Here is a 14,414-nt window from a genome sequence, read left to right as displayed (position 1 = left end):
GGACTGCCGTGAATACGGAATTCGATGCCACCCGCTCCGCGTCCGGCGCTGTCAGCCTGGTCGATCGCCTGCGCGCGCTGCTGCGTGTGGGGTCGGCGCGCGGCCGCGCCGGCGCATTGAGCCGGCTCGCGATCGACGGCCTGCCCGATACCTGGACGCAACTGGAGGCCGGCGGTCTTTACGCGATCTACGCGGCCGGCGGCACGCCGGGATGCGACGCGCTGGTGTGGGAAAGCGCGCGCCAGGCGCGCACGCGCGACGTCACGATCGTGCTCGCGCGCGATCCGGCGCGCGTCGCCGCGCAAATGGCATCGCTCGGCTTCGCGGGCGGCGCGCAGCCGGCCGGCTGGCCGCGCAACCTGAACGTGCTGGCGATGCCGCCGGCGGCCGAGCCGGCCGACGCCGGTGCCGACGCCGGTGTGATCGCCGCTGCGCCGCGCGGCGCGGCGCCGGGCCCGTTCGCGCGGCTGACCGGCGGCTTGCGCGCGATGAAGCGCTACGGGCTGCATGCCCGTTCGCTGTATTTCGTCGAAGGTGCGCAGCGCTGGTTCAGCTGGGACGATCCGGTCGCGCTCGTGGATGAAGCGCACGCGCTGGCCGACTGGTGCCGCACGCGCAGGATCGCGCTCGTGCTGCTGCTCGACCCCGAAGCGACCCGGGCGGGCGACGACGCGCGCGCCGACGATGCGCCGCTCGTGCGCGACGCGGATCGTACGCCGCGCAGCGGCTTCCACGGGATCTGCTCGGGCGTCGCGCAGTTGCAGCGCACGCACGGCGAGCTGCTGTGGGTCGTCGATTTCTGGCGCGCGGGCGACACGCTCGCGGCCGGCGAGGTGCGCCCGCTGCGCTTTGCGCCGGGCGGCCGGCTGTCGGCGAGCGTCGATGGCGGCGCGACCGAGCCGGCGCGCCGGATGAAGCTCGCGAGCGACGAGGATCGCGTGGTGGTCAGCCGCGCGGTGCTCGACGGCGCGAGCCGCGTGCCGGACGGCTGGGAGATCGTCGACGACAACGCGGCCGTCGTCGCCGCGTGCGCGAACGCGCAGGCCGCGACCGCGGTGCTCGTGTTCCGCTCGCATGCGCAGCTCGAAGCGCTGTGCGCGGACGTGCACGCACTGCGCCGGCAGTGCGGCGGCGCGCTGAAGATCGCGGTCGTCGAGCGCGGCGAGGTGCTGCGTCAGCAGTTCGAGGTGCTCGTGCTGAGCGTCGGCGCGAACCGGGTCGTCGCACGCGACCTGCCCGTCTCGCGGATGCAGGCGGCCGTGCACGCGCTGCACGGCCAGCTCTACGCGCGGCCCGTCGCGGCCGACTATCGCGCGGCGCTCGCGGCCGCGCTCGGCGATTCGGTGCTCGGCTATCTGCCGGTCGGCGCGTTCTGCCTGCGGATTCGCGCGGTGCTCGACCGCGGCGCGGTGCTCGCGCTGCCGCACACGCTCGCGAAGCTCACGCTGCTGCCGGGCGTGTCGCACGTCGACGCGCTGCGGCACTGCCGGCCGCGCCGCGCGGGCGACGTCGTGACGGCCGATGCAGGGCATCTGTTCGTGTTCCTGTTCGCTTGCGAGCCAGTGGACGCCGAAGACGCGCTCGCGCGGATCTTCGACGTGCCGGTCGATACGCTGTCCGATCGCGTCGTGTGCCTCGGCCAGGGCAGCATCGACACCGAGCTCGACGCGCTGAAGGCCGAGAACCGGCGCGCGCCGATCGCCGACTACAGCGACCTGTTCGCGGCGACGCAACCGGCCGCCGCCGCGCGCGCAGCGCCTGCGCCCGCTGGTCCGGGCACGGCGTTGCCCGACGCGAGCGAGGTGAGCGACGCGATCGAGGCGATCGATACCGTCGTCGCGCTCGACGCGATCGGCGTGCCGCAGGCATCCGCGTCCGGCGCCATCGACGCCGTCGACGCGTCGCCGCCGCAACCCGTCATTCCCGCCGCGCGTACGCGCGGCGCCGTCCGCAGCGCGATGCCGCTGCGCAAGCAGGAGGACGCATGATCGCCGAACTCGTCATCGGCTTCATCGTCGGTATCGCGATTGCGGTGCCGGTGTGGATCGTCGCGCAGCACCTCGGCATCGGCCGCGGCTTCCACGCGCCGCGCGGCATCGACCGGCGCGACGCGGTGCCGTGCGAGCTCGTGCCGGTCGCGCTGCGCGGCCGCCTGCTGCCGGATGTCGGCGGCGAAGAGGCCGACGAACGCCACGAACGCCACGAACGCGACAGCGAGGCGGCACGATGAAGACGATCGCCCTCACGTCGACGACGGGCGGCGCGGGCCGCACGACGCTGGCCGCCGCGCTCGCGGTGCTGCTCGCGCGCCGCGGCCGGCCGGTCGTCGCCGTCGAATTCGATGCACAGAACCTGATGGGCGCGACGCTCGGCCTCGATACGCTGGCCGAACACGGTCTCGCGCACGGCCTGCTCGGCGGCGCCGAACCGTGGCACGCGCACACGTGGCGCAACGCCGACGGCGTGCTGTTCGTGCCGTACGGGCAGGTCGATGCGGCCGGCGCCGCCGCGTGCGATGCGCGGCTCGCTGCCGATCCGGCCTGGCTGTCGCGCGCGCTCGACGAGATCGCGCTGCCGGCCGACGGCGTCGTGCTGGTCGACACCGCGCGCTATCCGTCGCCGCAGGCCGAGCAGGCGATTCGCCGCGCGGACCTGACGCTCGTCGTCGTGCCGCCGGAGCCGGTCGCGTGCGCGACGACGGCCGCGCGGCTCGGCGCGCTGCGGGCCGGCCGCGGCGAACTGCAGATCGTCGTGAACCGGCTGAACCCGGCGCGCGACATGCAGCGCGACGCGCTGGCGATGCTGCGCGCGGTCGCGGGGCCGGCGTCGATGCTCGAGCAGCGCATCCACGTCGACGCGGCGATGCCTGAAGCGCTCGCGCGCGGCAGCTGGATCTTCGACGATGCGCCGTATTCGCAGGCGTCGCACGACCTGAACGGCGTCGCGAACTGGGTCGACACGTGGCTGACGGCGGCCGTCGCCGGCCGCGTGGGAGCCGTGCGATGAAGGCCGCGCTCGCGTCGCGACTGCGCGCGTTCGGCCGTCGCGCGGCCGACTGGTGCGCGCGCGGCATCGGGCTGCCGGCGGAACGCACGCGGGTGGACTGGTTCGTGCGGCTGTTCTTCCACGCACCGCCGCCCGGCCGCCCCGATCATGTGCGCCGCTGGGTGCGCGTCGCGTTCCTGCGGCTCGCGTACGACTGGGGCGTGCTGCAGCCGCTCAGCGTGCGCGAATGGCTGTGGCGCGCGATCGTGCGCGCGCCGCGTGCGGCCGACGGCCGGTCCGCGCGCGATCCGCTCGCGTGGTTCGATACGTTCGTCGTGCCCGTCTACGTGGCCGGCCGTGCGGTCGGCCGACGCCTCAATGCGCTGCTCGAGCGCCTGCCGTGGGGGCGCTGGGGCGGCTGGCTCGATGCGCGCGCAAACGGCGTCGGCCGGCACCGCTGGCTCGCGCCGCTGCTGCTCGTCGCCGGCGCGGTGCTGTGGGCCGCGGCCGGGATGTCGCCGCTGATGCCCGGCGCGCAGTTCGCGTTCTTCGCGATCGTCGCGGTGCTCGCGCTCGCGCTGCGCCGCCTGCCGGGCCATCTGCCGACCCTCGCGCTCGCGTCGCTCGCGCTGCTGGCCACGCTGCGCTACGTGTGGTGGCGCACGACGCAGACGCTCGACTTCCGCAGCCCGGTCGAGGCCGTCGCCGGCTACCTGCTGTACGGCGCCGAAGCCTATACGTGGATGATCCTGCTGCTCGGCTTCGTGCAGACCGCGTGGCCGCTCGACCGGCCGATCGTGCCGCTGCCCGACGATCCGGACACCTGGCCGACCGTCGACGTTTATATCCCGACCTACAACGAGCCGCTGTCGGTCGTGAAGCCAACCGTGTTCGCCGCGCAGAGCATCGACTGGCCGAGCGCGAAGCTGCGCGTGTACCTGCTCGACGACGGCCGGCGCCCCGAGTTCGCGGCATTCGCGGCCGAGGCCGGCATCGACTACCTGACGCGCGACGACAACCTGCACGCGAAGGCCGGCAACATCAACCGCGCGCTGCCGAAGACGCATGGCGACTACATCGCGATCTTCGACTGCGATCACGTGCCGACGCGCTCGTTCCTGCAGACGACGATGGGCGTGTTCCTGCGCGACCCGAAATGCGCGCTCGTGCAGACGCCGCACCATTTCTTCTCGCCCGATCCGTTCGAGCGCAATCTCGGCACGTTCCGCGAGGTCCCGAACGAGGGCAACCTGTTCTACGGTCTCGTGCAGTCGGGCAACGACCTGTGGAACGCGACGTTCTTCTGCGGATCGTGCGCGGTGCTCAAGCGCAGCGCGCTGGAGGAGGTGGGCGGCGTCGCGGTCGAGACCGTGACCGAGGACGCGCACACCGCGCTCAAGCTGCATCGGCGCGGCTATACGTCGGCGTACCTGCCGACCGTGCAGGCGGCCGGCCTCGCGACCGAAAGCCTCGCCGGCCACGTGAAGCAGCGCACGCGCTGGGCGCGCGGGATGGCGCAGATCTTCCGGATCGACAACCCGTTCCTCGGGCGCGGGCTCGGCTTCATCCAGCGGATCTGCTACGGCAACGCGATGCTGCATTTCTTCTACGGGATTCCGCGGCTGGTATTCCTGACGATCCCGCTCGCGTACCTGTTCTTCCACCTGTACTTCATCAACGCGTCGTCGTTCGCGCTCGCGAGCTACGTGATCCCGTATCTCGTGCTCGCGAACGTCGCGAACTCGCGGATGCAGGGGCGCTACCGTCATTCGTTCTGGGCCGAGGTCTACGAATCGGTGCTCGCGTGGTACATCGCGCTGCCGACCACCGTCGCGTTCTTCAGCCCGAAGCACGGCAAGTTCAACGTGACCGACAAGGGCGGCAAGATCGACGAAGGCTACGTCGACTGGTCGACGTCGAAACCGTATCTCGTGCTGTTCGCGCTGAACGTGCTCGCGATCGTCGCCGGCCTGTGGCGGCTCGTGGCCGACCAGGGCGACGAGGCGTCGACGATCCTGATCACGCTCGGCTGGACCGTCTACAACCTCGCGATGCTCGGCGCGGCGCTGGCCGTCGCGCGCGAGACCAAGCAGGTGCGCGTCACGCATCGGATCGCGATGCGCGTGCCGGCGATGCTGCTGCTCGCCGACGGCTCGACCGCCGCGTGCTTCACGAGCGACTACTCGACCGGCGGCCTCGGGCTCGAAGCGGTGCCGGGGCTGCCGCTCGCCGTCGGCGACACGCTGACGGTGTGCGTGACGCGGGGCGACCGCGCGTTTCCGTTCCCGGTGCGCGTGACCCGTGCGACGCCGACCCATGTCGGCGTGAGCTTCGAGGAACTGACGCTCGAGCAGGAGCGCCAGCTCGTGCAATGCACGTTCGGCCGCGCGGATGCGTGGCTCGACTGGCACGAAAGCGCGCGGCCCGACACGCCGCTCGGCGGGCTCAAGGAAGTGCTGCGGATCGGGCTGGACGGTTATGTACGAATGTGGAAGGGTGCGGCGCGCGGCGTGCAGGCCATGCTCGCGCCGAAACTCGATCGCGCGCGCGACTGACGCGGCGCGCATCATGGAGTGGGTTAGATGACGTTCTGGAATCTGTATTTCATCCTGAAGTTCGCGCTGTTCGCGACCGGGCGCCTGCAGCCGTTCTGGCTCGCGAACCTCGCGTTCGCGGTGGCGCTCGTGGCGAGCGCGCCGATCCGGTCGCGCGCGTGGCGCATCGTCCGGCAGGTCGTGGCGATCGCGATCGCGGTGCCGCTGCTCGCGCGCGAGCTGCATGCGCCGCCGCTCGCCCGTCTCGCGGAGGCCGCGCGCGAGGTCAGCACGTTCCGTCTCGACTACTGGATGGAGCTGTTGCCGCGGCTGCTGCCGCCCGTGCTGGCGCTGACGATCGTCGGCGTGCTGATCGTCTATTTCATCGTCAATCGCTGGCTGCGCGTCGCGACGTTCGTGGTGGCCGTGCTGATCGTGATGCCGCTGTGGCAGGCCGGCAGCGGGCTGATGGCGCGCGTCGCCGCGCCGGCGCAGCCGCAGGCGAACGCGGCGGGCGCCACGCGCGTCGACCAGCCTGAGGATCACAACGCGGCGCTCGCGACGTTCCGCGCGCAGGAGTCGCAGCGGCAGGTCGCGTTCGGCCATCTCGGCAGCGATCCGGCCGCGCAGTTCGACGTGATCGTGCTGCACATCTGCTCGCTATCGTGGGACGACCTCGATGCGGCGAAGGTGCGCAACCATCCGATGCTGAGCCACTTCGACTACCTGTTCACGAACTTCAGCACGGCCGCGAGCTACAGCGGCCCGGCGGCGATCCGCGTGCTGCGCGCGAGCTGCGGGCAGGAAGCGCATGCCGACCTGTACAAGAGCGCGCCGCAGCAGTGCCATCTGTTCTCGCAACTGGCGGGCGCCGGCTACACGGTGCAGTCGCTGCTGAACCACGACGGCCATTTCGACAATTTCCTGCAGGTGATCCACGACAACATCGGCGTGGCCGATGCGCCGATGATCTCGAACGCGGCCGCGCCGGTCGCGATGCATGCGTTCGACGGCTCGGCGATCAAGGACGACTACTCGACGCTCGCGAACTGGTACGCGCAGCGCGCGGCGGTGCCGGGGCCGGTCGCGCTGTACTACAACACGATCAGCCTGCACGACGGCAACCGTGTCGTCGGCAGCGCGCTGACGAGCATCGACTCGTACCCGCAGCGCGCGACGAAAATGATGACCGACTTCGACCGTCTCGCCGACCTGATCGCGCAATCGGGCCGCCGTGCGGTGATCGTGTTCGTGCCCGAGCACGGCGCCGCGTTGCGCGGCGACAAGAACCAGGTCGCGGGGCTGCGCGAGATTCCGACGCCGCGCATCGTGCACGGGCCGGTCGGCGTGCGGCTCGTCGGCTTCACGGGCAACCACGGCGCGACGACCGTGATCGACCAGCCGACCAGTTTCCTCGCGCTCGCGCAGTTGCTGTCGAATCTCGTGTCGAACAGCCCGTTCAAGCCGGGCGCGACGCTCGCGCAATACGCGGCCGATTTGCCGCGCACGCGGATGATCGGCGAGAACGAGGGCACGGTGACGATGCAGACGGCCGCGGGTTACGCGGTGAAAACTCCGGACGGCGTATGGATCGACGAACAGTGACGATTTCCGGCGAAGGCGACGACGATCGCCTGTCGCAACCGAACGACGTGATCGGCCTCGCGCGGCATCTGCCCGCGCTCGACCCCGAGCGCTACGTCGACGAACAGGCGCGTCGCGCGTTCGACGCGTCGCTCGATCGCTGGCCGACGCTCGCGAAGCTGATGGGATTGAAGGCCTGAAGGAACAGCGGCCCGGCGGGAGATCCCCGATTTTAATCAGGCGTGGTTGACACGAGACTAGACCGATCTATATCATTTGGCGCAGTCCATCGGGCATACGTTCCAGGCTGTTTCGGCTATTCCATCGAATAGCCGCGCGAGCAGCGCGTATGTTTATTCGATAAACGGGCGATAAAAGTCAAATAATGGAGGGTTTATGCGTTCGGCAAGCGCTATTCTCGTCGGGCTGACGGTATTGCTGGTGTCCGGCTGCGCGGGTATCGCCGGCAGCACCAACATGCTGACCGACGACAAGATCAAGTCCAGTACGGCCGGCACGCTGGGGTACTCGCCCGATGAACTCGTCATCGTCAATCGCCGCACCGAAGGGACGAATACCTACGTCAACCTGAAAGCCAGGGACGGCAAGGAGTTCGCGTGCACGATCAACGGCGGCAATCTGCTGTCTTTCGGCATGACGAACCCGCCGGTTTGCAATCGCAAGGGGCAGCCGCGTCAGGGTGGCCCGTTCTCTTGAACGTAAAGGTCGTACGGTCGGGCTCTGACCGGCGCCGTCGCCAGGGCGGTCCGGCGATCCGCGTCGCAGCTGCCGGTGCCGGTCACCGCAGATTCATTGGGTGTTTGTCTCGTATCGGTTGGGGGCTGCCATGTCGTATCACATTCGGATCGCGTTTCGAACGGCAGGGCTGTGCGCGGCCATGGTCGCCGCGCTGTCGGGGTGCGCAGGGATGTTGAACGCATCGTCCGGCCCGCAGCCGGAACGCGTGGCGGCGCAGAAGGAAGACGGCGCACGCTATACCCAGACGCTGACGTCGTTCATCGCGCTGGTGTCGAGCGCCCAGGCCTCCACGCCCGACAGTCGCGCCAGAATACTCGACGCTTACCAGCGCGTCCTGTATCAATACTCGGTGGCCGCCGTGAGCTGGGTGCGGCTCGTCCATCCGTCGCTGCAGCCGCTGCCGCCGTCGCTGCAGCCGCTTCCCGCGCCGACGGGCACGCCCACGACGGCCGAGGTCGATCGCGGCTATGAACACGCGCTCGAGATGCGGGTGGCGATGTGGGATATCGGCGAGGCGGCGATCTGGGGGAAGACCTCGAAGATGTCGATCCCCCGCTACCGAGGCACCGCGCCTGCCGTGCCGGTGCCGCCGCCGCTGCCGCCATTCCAGGACGCGCGCGATCCCCGGTATGCGAGGCTGGTTGCGCTGACGAAGCAGGCGGACGACGCGCAGCGCGCGTCGATCGAGCAACAGCGGCAGGTAGAGTCCAAAGCGTTGGCCAACGCGCTTGCCATGGCGAGGGCCGTGCCGTACTCGCCGCCGCAAGCGCAGGCGCAGCCTCGGCAGGAACAGCGCTGGTGTACGCAGTCGGGTGGCGGGGTCGTGGGCCTCGTGCCATGCTGAGCGCGCATCGCCGGGCGGCCGTGGCCGCCCGTTGCGCGTGGCGTCATACCCTGCGTTCCGGCTGGCGCGTCCATTCGTTTTCTTCGCCCGGCACCTTGCCGAATGTCTGATCGGCCCACGCGGCACGCGCCGCATCGATCTTCGCGCGTTCGCTCGACACGAAATTCCATTCGATGAAACGCTCTCCCGGCAGGTGCGCGCCGCCGAGCAGCATCACGCGTGCGCCGTTCGTGCTGGCCAGCGCGACGGTCGCGCCCGGTTCGAGCACGGCCATCGTCGCGGGGGCGAGCGGCGTGCCGTCGATGCCGAGGTCGCCGTCGACGAGATATACGCCGCGTTCGTCGTGCTCCGCATCGAGCGCGAGCTGCCCGCCCGGCGCGAATTCCGCATACGCATAGAGCGTCGGCGAGAACACGGCGACCGGCGACGCGTGCCCGAACGCGGTGCCCGCGATCACGCGCACGGTCACGCCGTCGCGCGTGAACGACGGCAGCGTGTCGGCCGCATGGTGAACGAACGCGGGCGTGGTGTCTTCGTGCTCGACCGGCAGCGCGACCCAGGTCTGGATCCCGTGCACCGGCTGCTCGCGCGGCCGATCCTCGTCGGGCGAGCGCTCCGAATGCACGATGCCGCGGCCGGCCGTCATCCAGTTCACGTCGCCCGGCACGATCTTCTGCCGGAAGCCGAGGCTGTCGTGATGCATCAGCGAGCCGTCGAACAGGTAGGTGACGGTCGCGAGCCCGATGTGCGGATGCGGCAGCACGTCGATGCCGCGGCCGGCCGGCAGCATGGCCGGGCCCATCTCGTCGAAGAAGATGAACGGGCCGACGAGGCGCGCGGCGCGCGCGGGCAGCACGCGGCGCACGACGAGGTTGCCGATGTCGCTTTCGCGCGGCGTGAGCAGGGTCTTGATCGAGGCGGACATGACGGGAATCTCGTGACGGGGGCGGTGGCGGCGACGGGAGGTACTCAGGCGATCGCCGTGTCGATCGCGATCGGGTGCGTGAGGATCTTGTGCACCGGGCACGCGTTCGCGATCTGCAGCAGGCGTTCACGCTGCTCGTCGGTCAGGTTGCCGTCGAGCGTGATGCGGCGCACGATCGTGCTGCCCGCGCTGCCCGATTCGTGCGCGAGCTTCACGTGCACTTCGTCGAGCGGCCAGCCTTTTCGTTGCGCAACCATCTTCAGCGTGATCGCGGTGCACGCGCCGAGGCTCGACAGCAGCAGCGCGACGGGCGTCGGCGCCGTATCGCCGCCGCCGAGCGACGCGGGTTCGTCGGCGCGCCACTGGTGGACGCCGTCGGTGAAGTGGACGAGGTAATCGACCGGGCCGATGCTCGCTTCGACGGTGAGTTCGCTCATTGAAATTCCAGGTGGGGAAAGGGGGCGGGCTTGCCGGCAGGCCGGACGTCAGGGTTCGAGCAGGCGCTGCAGCCGCAGCTCCTCGAAATCCAGTTCGGATTCTATGCGGTGCAGCACCGCGTCGTCGACCCGGCCGTCGCGATGCAGGCCGAGCAGCGCGTCGCGCGACACGCCGACGAGTTCGAGCTCGACGCGCAGCATCCGCGCGCGCACGTCCGCGGGCTCCGCGCCGTCGCGGTGCGCGCGTTCGTTGAACGCGACGCGGCTGCGGTATTCGGTCAGCAGCCGGTCGAGCGATGCGCGTTCGAGGCCGGCGCCGCGCTGCTCGCGCGCGGCGAGCTCGGCAAGCGCCGCGCCGAACGTGTGCGCGCGCACCGCGTGTTCGGACATCGTGCGGCGCGCGGCCGGGCGCAGTTTCAGCACGCGGATCAGCGGCGCGAGCGTGCCGCCCTGCACGACGAGCGTCGCGATGATCAGCAGGAACGTGCTGAACAGGATCAGGTCGCGGCCCGGGAAATTGGCCGGCAGCGCGATCGCGGCCGCGAGGCTCACGACGCCGCGCATGCCCGACCAGCCGAGCACGACGGCTTCGCGCCACGACCACGCCGCGTGGCCCGCGCGCCGCACGCGCAGGCGGCCCGGCAGCCACATCGCGACGAACACCCACACGATGCGCGCGCCGATTGCGGCGGCCGTCGCCGGCAGCGCGACCCGCAGGCCGGCCATCAGCACCGCGCCTTCGTGGTTCACGCCCGCGAGGATCGCGTGCAGCGCGAGGCCGATCAGGATGAACACGAGCGCGTCGAGCACGAACACGATCGCTTCCCACGTCGCCTTCGCCTTGATCCGCATGTCGGCGCCGAACACGCGATGCTGGCGCACGCCGAGCACGAGGCCGCAGGTGACGACCGACAGCACGCCGGAGCCGTGGACGGCTTCCGCGATCCCGTAGCTGCCCCATGCCATCGCGAACGTTACGACGATGCCGAGCATCGGCTCGCGCAGGCGCTGCAGCACCCAGCACATCGCATGGCCGCACGCGAGGCCGACCGCGATGCCGATCAGCGTGAGCGAGAAGAACAGGCCGGTCGCGCTCGCCGCCGTGATCGATACGGCGAGCGCGGCCGACACGGCCATCTGGTACAGCAGCAGGCCCGATGCGTCGTTGACGAGGCTTTCGCCTTCCAGCACCGCGACGAGCCGCGCGGGCAGCGGGTGGCGCTGCAGGATCGCCTTCGCGGCGACCGCGTCGGGCGGCGACACGATCGCGCCGAGCGTGAAGCACGCGGCCCACGGCAGCGCGGGATTCGCCGCATGCACGGCGAGCGCGACCGCGACGGTCGTGAACGCCACGGCCCCGAGCGCGAGCGACGCGATCGAGGCGAGCTCCTGCCGGAATTCCTTCCAGGCGGTATAGAACCCGCTCGACATCAGCAGCGGCGGCAGCACGGCCGCGAGCAGCAGCGCCGGGTCCATGTCGGGCACGCGCTTGCCGGCGACGGCGACCACGCAGCCGCCGAGCAGCAGCACGACGGCCGGCGGAATCGAGATTCGCTCGGCGAGCCAGGTGAGGGCGCCCGCGCCGCAGATCAACAGCAACAGGTAATGGAACAGCTCGACGTTGGTCATGCGTGGCCGGCGGCGATGGGGTGGATCAAGAAGGCTTGCGGTCGTTCGCGGCGCCGCCCGGCAGCGCGCCGAACATGTGCTGGCTGCACTTCGCATCGCGCCATGCGGTGTTCAGACGATGGCCGGACAGCATGCGCCGCGCGACGGGCAGGATCTGTTCGCCGGCCAGCATGCCGAGCAGGCCGACGAGCGCGATGACCGGCGGCGCGGGCGAGTTCACGCCGATCGCGCCGTAGATGACGCCGGCGAGGATGCCGGCGAGCAGCGACAGGACATACGGTTTCATGGTGGTGCGCCTCGTGATGGCCGAGCGGCACCGGAACGGCGCCGTCAGAGTCTTGAAAGCGTATCGGGTTTGCGTGAAGAAAAAAAGGGCGGGCGGCCCCGAACGGACACCCATTCGGGAATCGCATCGATTCCATTCCTTGGGTGTTCGCGCCGCGCGTTTGCGGCTTAAATGTGTCGGCCCGGATGATGACGATCCGGCGCCGACGCATTCCGGGCGCCTCCCGTTTTCACGGTCGAGGCGGGCCCCCTTTTTCCGTTCACAGGACCCATCCGCCATGAGCAACCCGAAACTTGAGGTACTGACGCCGCACAACAGCCAGCTGATCTTCATCGATCAGCAGCCACAGATGGCGTTCGGCGTGCAGTCGATCGATCGCCAGACGCTGAAGAACAACGTCGTCGGGCTCGCGAAGGCCGCGAAGGTCTTCAACATCCCCACCACGATCACGACGGTCGAAAGCGAGAGCTTCTCGGGCCACACGTATCCCGAACTGCTCGACGTGTTCCCGAACCAGAAGACGCTCGAACGCACGTCGATGAACTCGTGGGACGACCAGAAGGTGCGCGACGCGCTCGCCGCGAACGGCCGCAAGAAGGTCGTCGTGTCGGGCCTGTGGACCGAAGTCTGCAACACGACGTTCGCGTTGTGCGCGATGCTCGAAGGCGACTACGAGATCTACATGGTCGCCGACGCATCGGGCGGCACGTCGCAGGCCGCGCACGACTTCGCGATGCAGCGCATGGTGCAGGCCGGCGTCGTGCCGGTCACGTGGCAGCAGGTGCTGCTCGAATGGCAGCGCGACTGGGCGCGCCGTGACACCTACGATGCCGTGGTTGCGATCGCCAAGGAGCATTCCGGCGCATACGGGATGGGCATCGACTACGCGTACACGATGGTCCACAAGGCGCAGCAGCGTACCGCGACGCCGCACGAGTCGATTCCGGCCGTGCCGGCGAAGTAACGGGCCGCCGGCCGCGATCGCCGCGATCGCCGCGACGGTTACTGCAGCGATCGCGTGCCGTCGGCCGTCACGCGTTCAGGCGGCGGGCAGCGCCCACGGCGCGCGCGAAAAATGTTCGGCGAGGAAATCGAGCAGCACCGTCACGCGCGCGGCGCGCAGCATGCCGGGCGGCGTGACGAGGTTCACGTTGATGTCGGCGATCTTCCAGTCGCTCATCACTTCCTCGAGCGCGCCGCGCTGCAGTTCGTCCCACACCAGGAACTCGGGCTGCAGCGCGAGGCCGTGACCGCCGACGAGCGCGGGGAGGATCACGTCCGCATTGTTCGTGCGAATGCGACCATGCACGTTCACCCCGACATCCTCGCCGGATGCCGAATGGCGGAAGCGCCAGTGCTCGGGCGTCGGCAGGTTCGTATACGTGAGGCACACGTGCTGTTCGATGTCGCGCGGATGCGTGGGGCGGCCGCGCCGGTCGAGATACGCGGGCGACGCGACGAGCGGCCGGCGCACCGCGCAGAGGCGACGCGAGCGCAGCGTCGAATCGCTCAACTCGGCGATGCGGATCGCGACGTCGAAGCCGCCCGATACGATGTCGACGATGTGATCGGTGAGCACGAGATCGATGTCGACGCGCGGATAGCGCTCGAGAAACGCGGGCAGCACCGGCGACAGATGGTGCAGCCCGAACGACATCGGCGCGTTCACGCGCACGAGGCCGTGCGGTTCGAGCGCTTGCGCGGTGGCCTCGTTCTCGATCAGTTCCGCGTCGGCGAGCAGGCGGATCGCGCGGTCGCGCAGCAGTTCGCCGGTCGGCGTGAGCGACAGCTTGCGCGACGTGCGGTACAGCAGCATCGCGCCGAGGCGCTTTTCGAGGCGCGCGATCGCTTTCGACACGGTCGGTTGCGAGACGCCGAGCAGCTCGGCGGCTTTCGCGAACGAACCGGTCTCCGCGACGCGCGCGAAGATGGCCCAGGCCTCGAGATCAGGAAGGTGTTGCATGGTCGGAACGGATGGCAGGGAAGCGAAACGGATGCGAGGGGAGCGTAGCATGCGGCCGATGCGATGCGGATCATTCTAATCCGGCCGGGAGAAATCGTTATGGAATCTTATCTAGTTTCATTGGGCGCCGGCGTGCTGATCGGCGTCGTGTACAGCGTGATCAAGGTACGCTCGCCTGCGCCGCCGCTGATCGCGTTGGTGGGCCTCGCCGGCATGCTGGTCGGCGTGCAGGCCATCGCGCCGGTTCGTCACTGGCTCGGCTTCTGACCGCATCGAGGAGATGTCAATGAGCGCAACCGATACTCAACCCGATCTGATCCTGCACAACAGGCACATCACGACGCTCGACCGCGCGAACCCGGTCGCGACCGCCGTCGCGATCAAGGACGGCCGCTTCGTCGCGGTCGGCAGCGAAGCGGACGTGATGCCGCTCGCGGGCCGCGCGACGAAGGTGGTCGATCTCGGCGG

At 69.9% G+C, this 14,414-nt stretch carries 16 protein-coding genes; 11 read left to right on the top strand and 5 right to left on the bottom strand.

Annotated elements, in window-relative coordinates; translation table 11 throughout:
• Window positions 1-8 precede the first annotated feature (8 nt).
• From bcsE to J8I35_RS25830, 8 genes are all read left to right on the top strand, one after another.
• Window positions 9-1,988, top strand: coding sequence for a cellulose biosynthesis protein BcsE (gene bcsE, locus J8I35_RS25865; protein WP_209927643.1), 1,980 nt, complete (start codon window positions 9-11; stop codon window positions 1,986-1,988).
• Window positions 1,985-2,230 (top strand): hypothetical protein, encoded by a 246-nt coding sequence (locus J8I35_RS25860; RefSeq protein WP_209927642.1) that lies wholly within the window; start codon window positions 1,985-1,987, stop codon window positions 2,228-2,230. The genes bcsE and J8I35_RS25860 overlap by 4 nt, the downstream gene beginning before the upstream one ends.
• Complete coding sequence (gene bcsQ / locus J8I35_RS25855; protein ID WP_209927640.1) at window positions 2,227-3,006, top strand: cellulose biosynthesis protein BcsQ; 780 nt, start codon at window positions 2,227-2,229, stop codon at window positions 3,004-3,006. Before J8I35_RS25860 ends, bcsQ begins: the two co-directional genes overlap by 4 nt.
• Window positions 3,003-5,540, top strand: coding sequence for a UDP-forming cellulose synthase catalytic subunit (gene bcsA, locus J8I35_RS25850; RefSeq protein WP_209927638.1), 2,538 nt, complete (start codon window positions 3,003-3,005; stop codon window positions 5,538-5,540). The genes bcsQ and bcsA overlap by 4 nt, the downstream gene beginning before the upstream one ends.
• A gap of 27 nt (window positions 5,541-5,567) precedes the next feature.
• Entirely contained in the window at window positions 5,568-7,124 is a 1,557-nt protein-coding gene (bcsG, locus tag J8I35_RS25845; RefSeq protein WP_050018049.1) for a cellulose biosynthesis protein BcsG, read from the top strand.
• On the top strand, window positions 7,106-7,303 hold the full coding sequence (locus tag J8I35_RS25840) for a hypothetical protein (protein WP_050018050.1): 198 nt from the start codon (window positions 7,106-7,108) through the stop codon (window positions 7,301-7,303). The genes bcsG and J8I35_RS25840 overlap by 19 nt, the downstream gene beginning before the upstream one ends.
• 196 nt (window positions 7,304-7,499) lie before the next feature.
• Complete coding sequence (locus tag J8I35_RS25835; RefSeq protein WP_050018051.1) at window positions 7,500-7,820, top strand: hypothetical protein; 321 nt, start codon at window positions 7,500-7,502, stop codon at window positions 7,818-7,820.
• 130 nt (window positions 7,821-7,950) lie between these two features.
• Window positions 7,951-8,706 carry a hypothetical protein gene (locus J8I35_RS25830; protein WP_050018052.1) on the top strand — a complete coding sequence of 252 codons (756 nt, stop codon included), beginning with the start codon at window positions 7,951-7,953 and terminating at the stop codon, window positions 8,704-8,706.
• A gap of 43 nt (window positions 8,707-8,749) precedes the next feature.
• Here the strand turns inward: J8I35_RS25830 and J8I35_RS25825 are convergent, their stop codons facing one another.
• Genes J8I35_RS25825 through J8I35_RS25810 form a run of 4 tightly spaced genes read right to left on the bottom strand, consistent with a single transcriptional unit; the run spans window position 8,750 to window position 11,983 of the window.
• Complete coding sequence (locus J8I35_RS25825; protein ID WP_209927636.1) at window positions 8,750-9,631, bottom strand: pirin family protein; 882 nt, start codon at window positions 9,629-9,631, stop codon at window positions 8,750-8,752.
• A 44-nt stretch (window positions 9,632-9,675) separates the two neighbouring features.
• On the bottom strand, window positions 9,676-10,068 hold the full coding sequence (locus J8I35_RS25820; RefSeq protein ID WP_124595145.1) for an OsmC family protein: 393 nt from the start codon (window positions 10,066-10,068) through the stop codon (window positions 9,676-9,678).
• A gap of 48 nt (window positions 10,069-10,116) precedes the next feature.
• Window positions 10,117-11,697 carry a sodium:proton antiporter gene (locus J8I35_RS25815; protein ID WP_209927634.1) on the bottom strand — a complete coding sequence of 527 codons (1,581 nt, stop codon included), beginning with the start codon at window positions 11,695-11,697 and terminating at the stop codon, window positions 10,117-10,119.
• Window positions 11,698-11,722: 25 nt separating this feature from the next.
• Window positions 11,723-11,983, bottom strand: a complete 261-nt coding sequence (locus J8I35_RS25810) for a XapX domain-containing protein (protein WP_050018056.1) — start codon at window positions 11,981-11,983, stop codon at window positions 11,723-11,725.
• Window positions 11,984-12,260: 277 nt separating this feature from the next.
• On the opposite strand from J8I35_RS25810, the gene J8I35_RS25805 reads away from it, so the two are divergent.
• Entirely contained in the window at window positions 12,261-12,947 is a 687-nt protein-coding gene (locus J8I35_RS25805; protein ID WP_209927632.1) for a hydrolase, read from the top strand.
• 75 nt (window positions 12,948-13,022) lie between these two features.
• Here the strand turns inward: J8I35_RS25805 and J8I35_RS25800 are convergent, their stop codons facing one another.
• Window positions 13,023-13,946 (bottom strand): LysR family transcriptional regulator, encoded by a 924-nt coding sequence (locus J8I35_RS25800; protein ID WP_050018058.1) that lies wholly within the window; start codon window positions 13,944-13,946, stop codon window positions 13,023-13,025.
• 99 nt (window positions 13,947-14,045) lie between these two features.
• Here J8I35_RS25800 and J8I35_RS25795 point away from each other — a divergent pair, with 99 nt between their 5' ends.
• Both J8I35_RS25795 and J8I35_RS25790 read left to right on the top strand, forming a co-directional pair.
• Window positions 14,046-14,213, top strand: a complete 168-nt coding sequence (locus J8I35_RS25795; protein WP_050018059.1) for a DUF1427 family protein — start codon at window positions 14,046-14,048, stop codon at window positions 14,211-14,213.
• Between the two features lie 19 nt (window positions 14,214-14,232).
• On the top strand, window positions 14,233-14,414 hold a 182-nt coding region (locus J8I35_RS25790), incomplete at its 3' end, for a hypothetical protein (RefSeq protein ID WP_209927630.1).

This window comes from Burkholderia sp. CpTa8-5, from assembly GCF_017815045.1.
Lineage (GTDB): Bacteria > Pseudomonadota > Gammaproteobacteria > Burkholderiales > Burkholderiaceae > Burkholderia > Burkholderia sola.
Note: the sequence above shows the minus strand (reverse complement) of the source record. Positions and strands in the feature narration are given on the sequence as shown.

Excerpts from the sequence above, each read along its gene's own strand:
- J8I35_RS25800 (WP_050018058.1), bottom strand. The coding sequence starts at position 13,946 with ATGCAACACCTTCCTGATCTCGAGGCCTGGGCCATCTTCGCGCGCGTC.
- J8I35_RS25820 (WP_124595145.1), bottom strand. The coding sequence starts at position 10,068 with ATGAGCGAACTCACCGTCGAAGCGAGCATCGGCCCGGTCGATTACCTC.
- J8I35_RS25860 (WP_209927642.1), top strand. The coding sequence starts at position 1,985 with ATGATCGCCGAACTCGTCATCGGCTTCATCGTCGGTATCGCGATTGCG.
- J8I35_RS25835 (WP_050018051.1), top strand. The coding sequence starts at position 7,500 with ATGCGTTCGGCAAGCGCTATTCTCGTCGGGCTGACGGTATTGCTGGTG.
- J8I35_RS25830 (WP_050018052.1), top strand. The coding sequence starts at position 7,951 with ATGTCGTATCACATTCGGATCGCGTTTCGAACGGCAGGGCTGTGCGCG.
- J8I35_RS25815 (WP_209927634.1), bottom strand. The coding sequence starts at position 11,697 with ATGACCAACGTCGAGCTGTTCCATTACCTGTTGCTGTTGATCTGCGGC.
- J8I35_RS25805 (WP_209927632.1), top strand. The coding sequence starts at position 12,261 with ATGAGCAACCCGAAACTTGAGGTACTGACGCCGCACAACAGCCAGCTG.
- J8I35_RS25810 (WP_050018056.1), bottom strand. The coding sequence starts at position 11,983 with ATGAAACCGTATGTCCTGTCGCTGCTCGCCGGCATCCTCGCCGGCGTC.
- bcsG (WP_050018049.1), top strand. The coding sequence starts at position 5,568 with ATGACGTTCTGGAATCTGTATTTCATCCTGAAGTTCGCGCTGTTCGCG.
- J8I35_RS25825 (WP_209927636.1), bottom strand. The coding sequence starts at position 9,631 with ATGTCCGCCTCGATCAAGACCCTGCTCACGCCGCGCGAAAGCGACATC.
- bcsA (WP_209927638.1), top strand. The coding sequence starts at position 3,003 with ATGAAGGCCGCGCTCGCGTCGCGACTGCGCGCGTTCGGCCGTCGCGCG.
- bcsQ (WP_209927640.1), top strand. The coding sequence starts at position 2,227 with ATGAAGACGATCGCCCTCACGTCGACGACGGGCGGCGCGGGCCGCACG.
- J8I35_RS25840 (WP_050018050.1), top strand. The coding sequence starts at position 7,106 with ATGGATCGACGAACAGTGACGATTTCCGGCGAAGGCGACGACGATCGC.
- J8I35_RS25795 (WP_050018059.1), top strand. The coding sequence starts at position 14,046 with ATGGAATCTTATCTAGTTTCATTGGGCGCCGGCGTGCTGATCGGCGTC.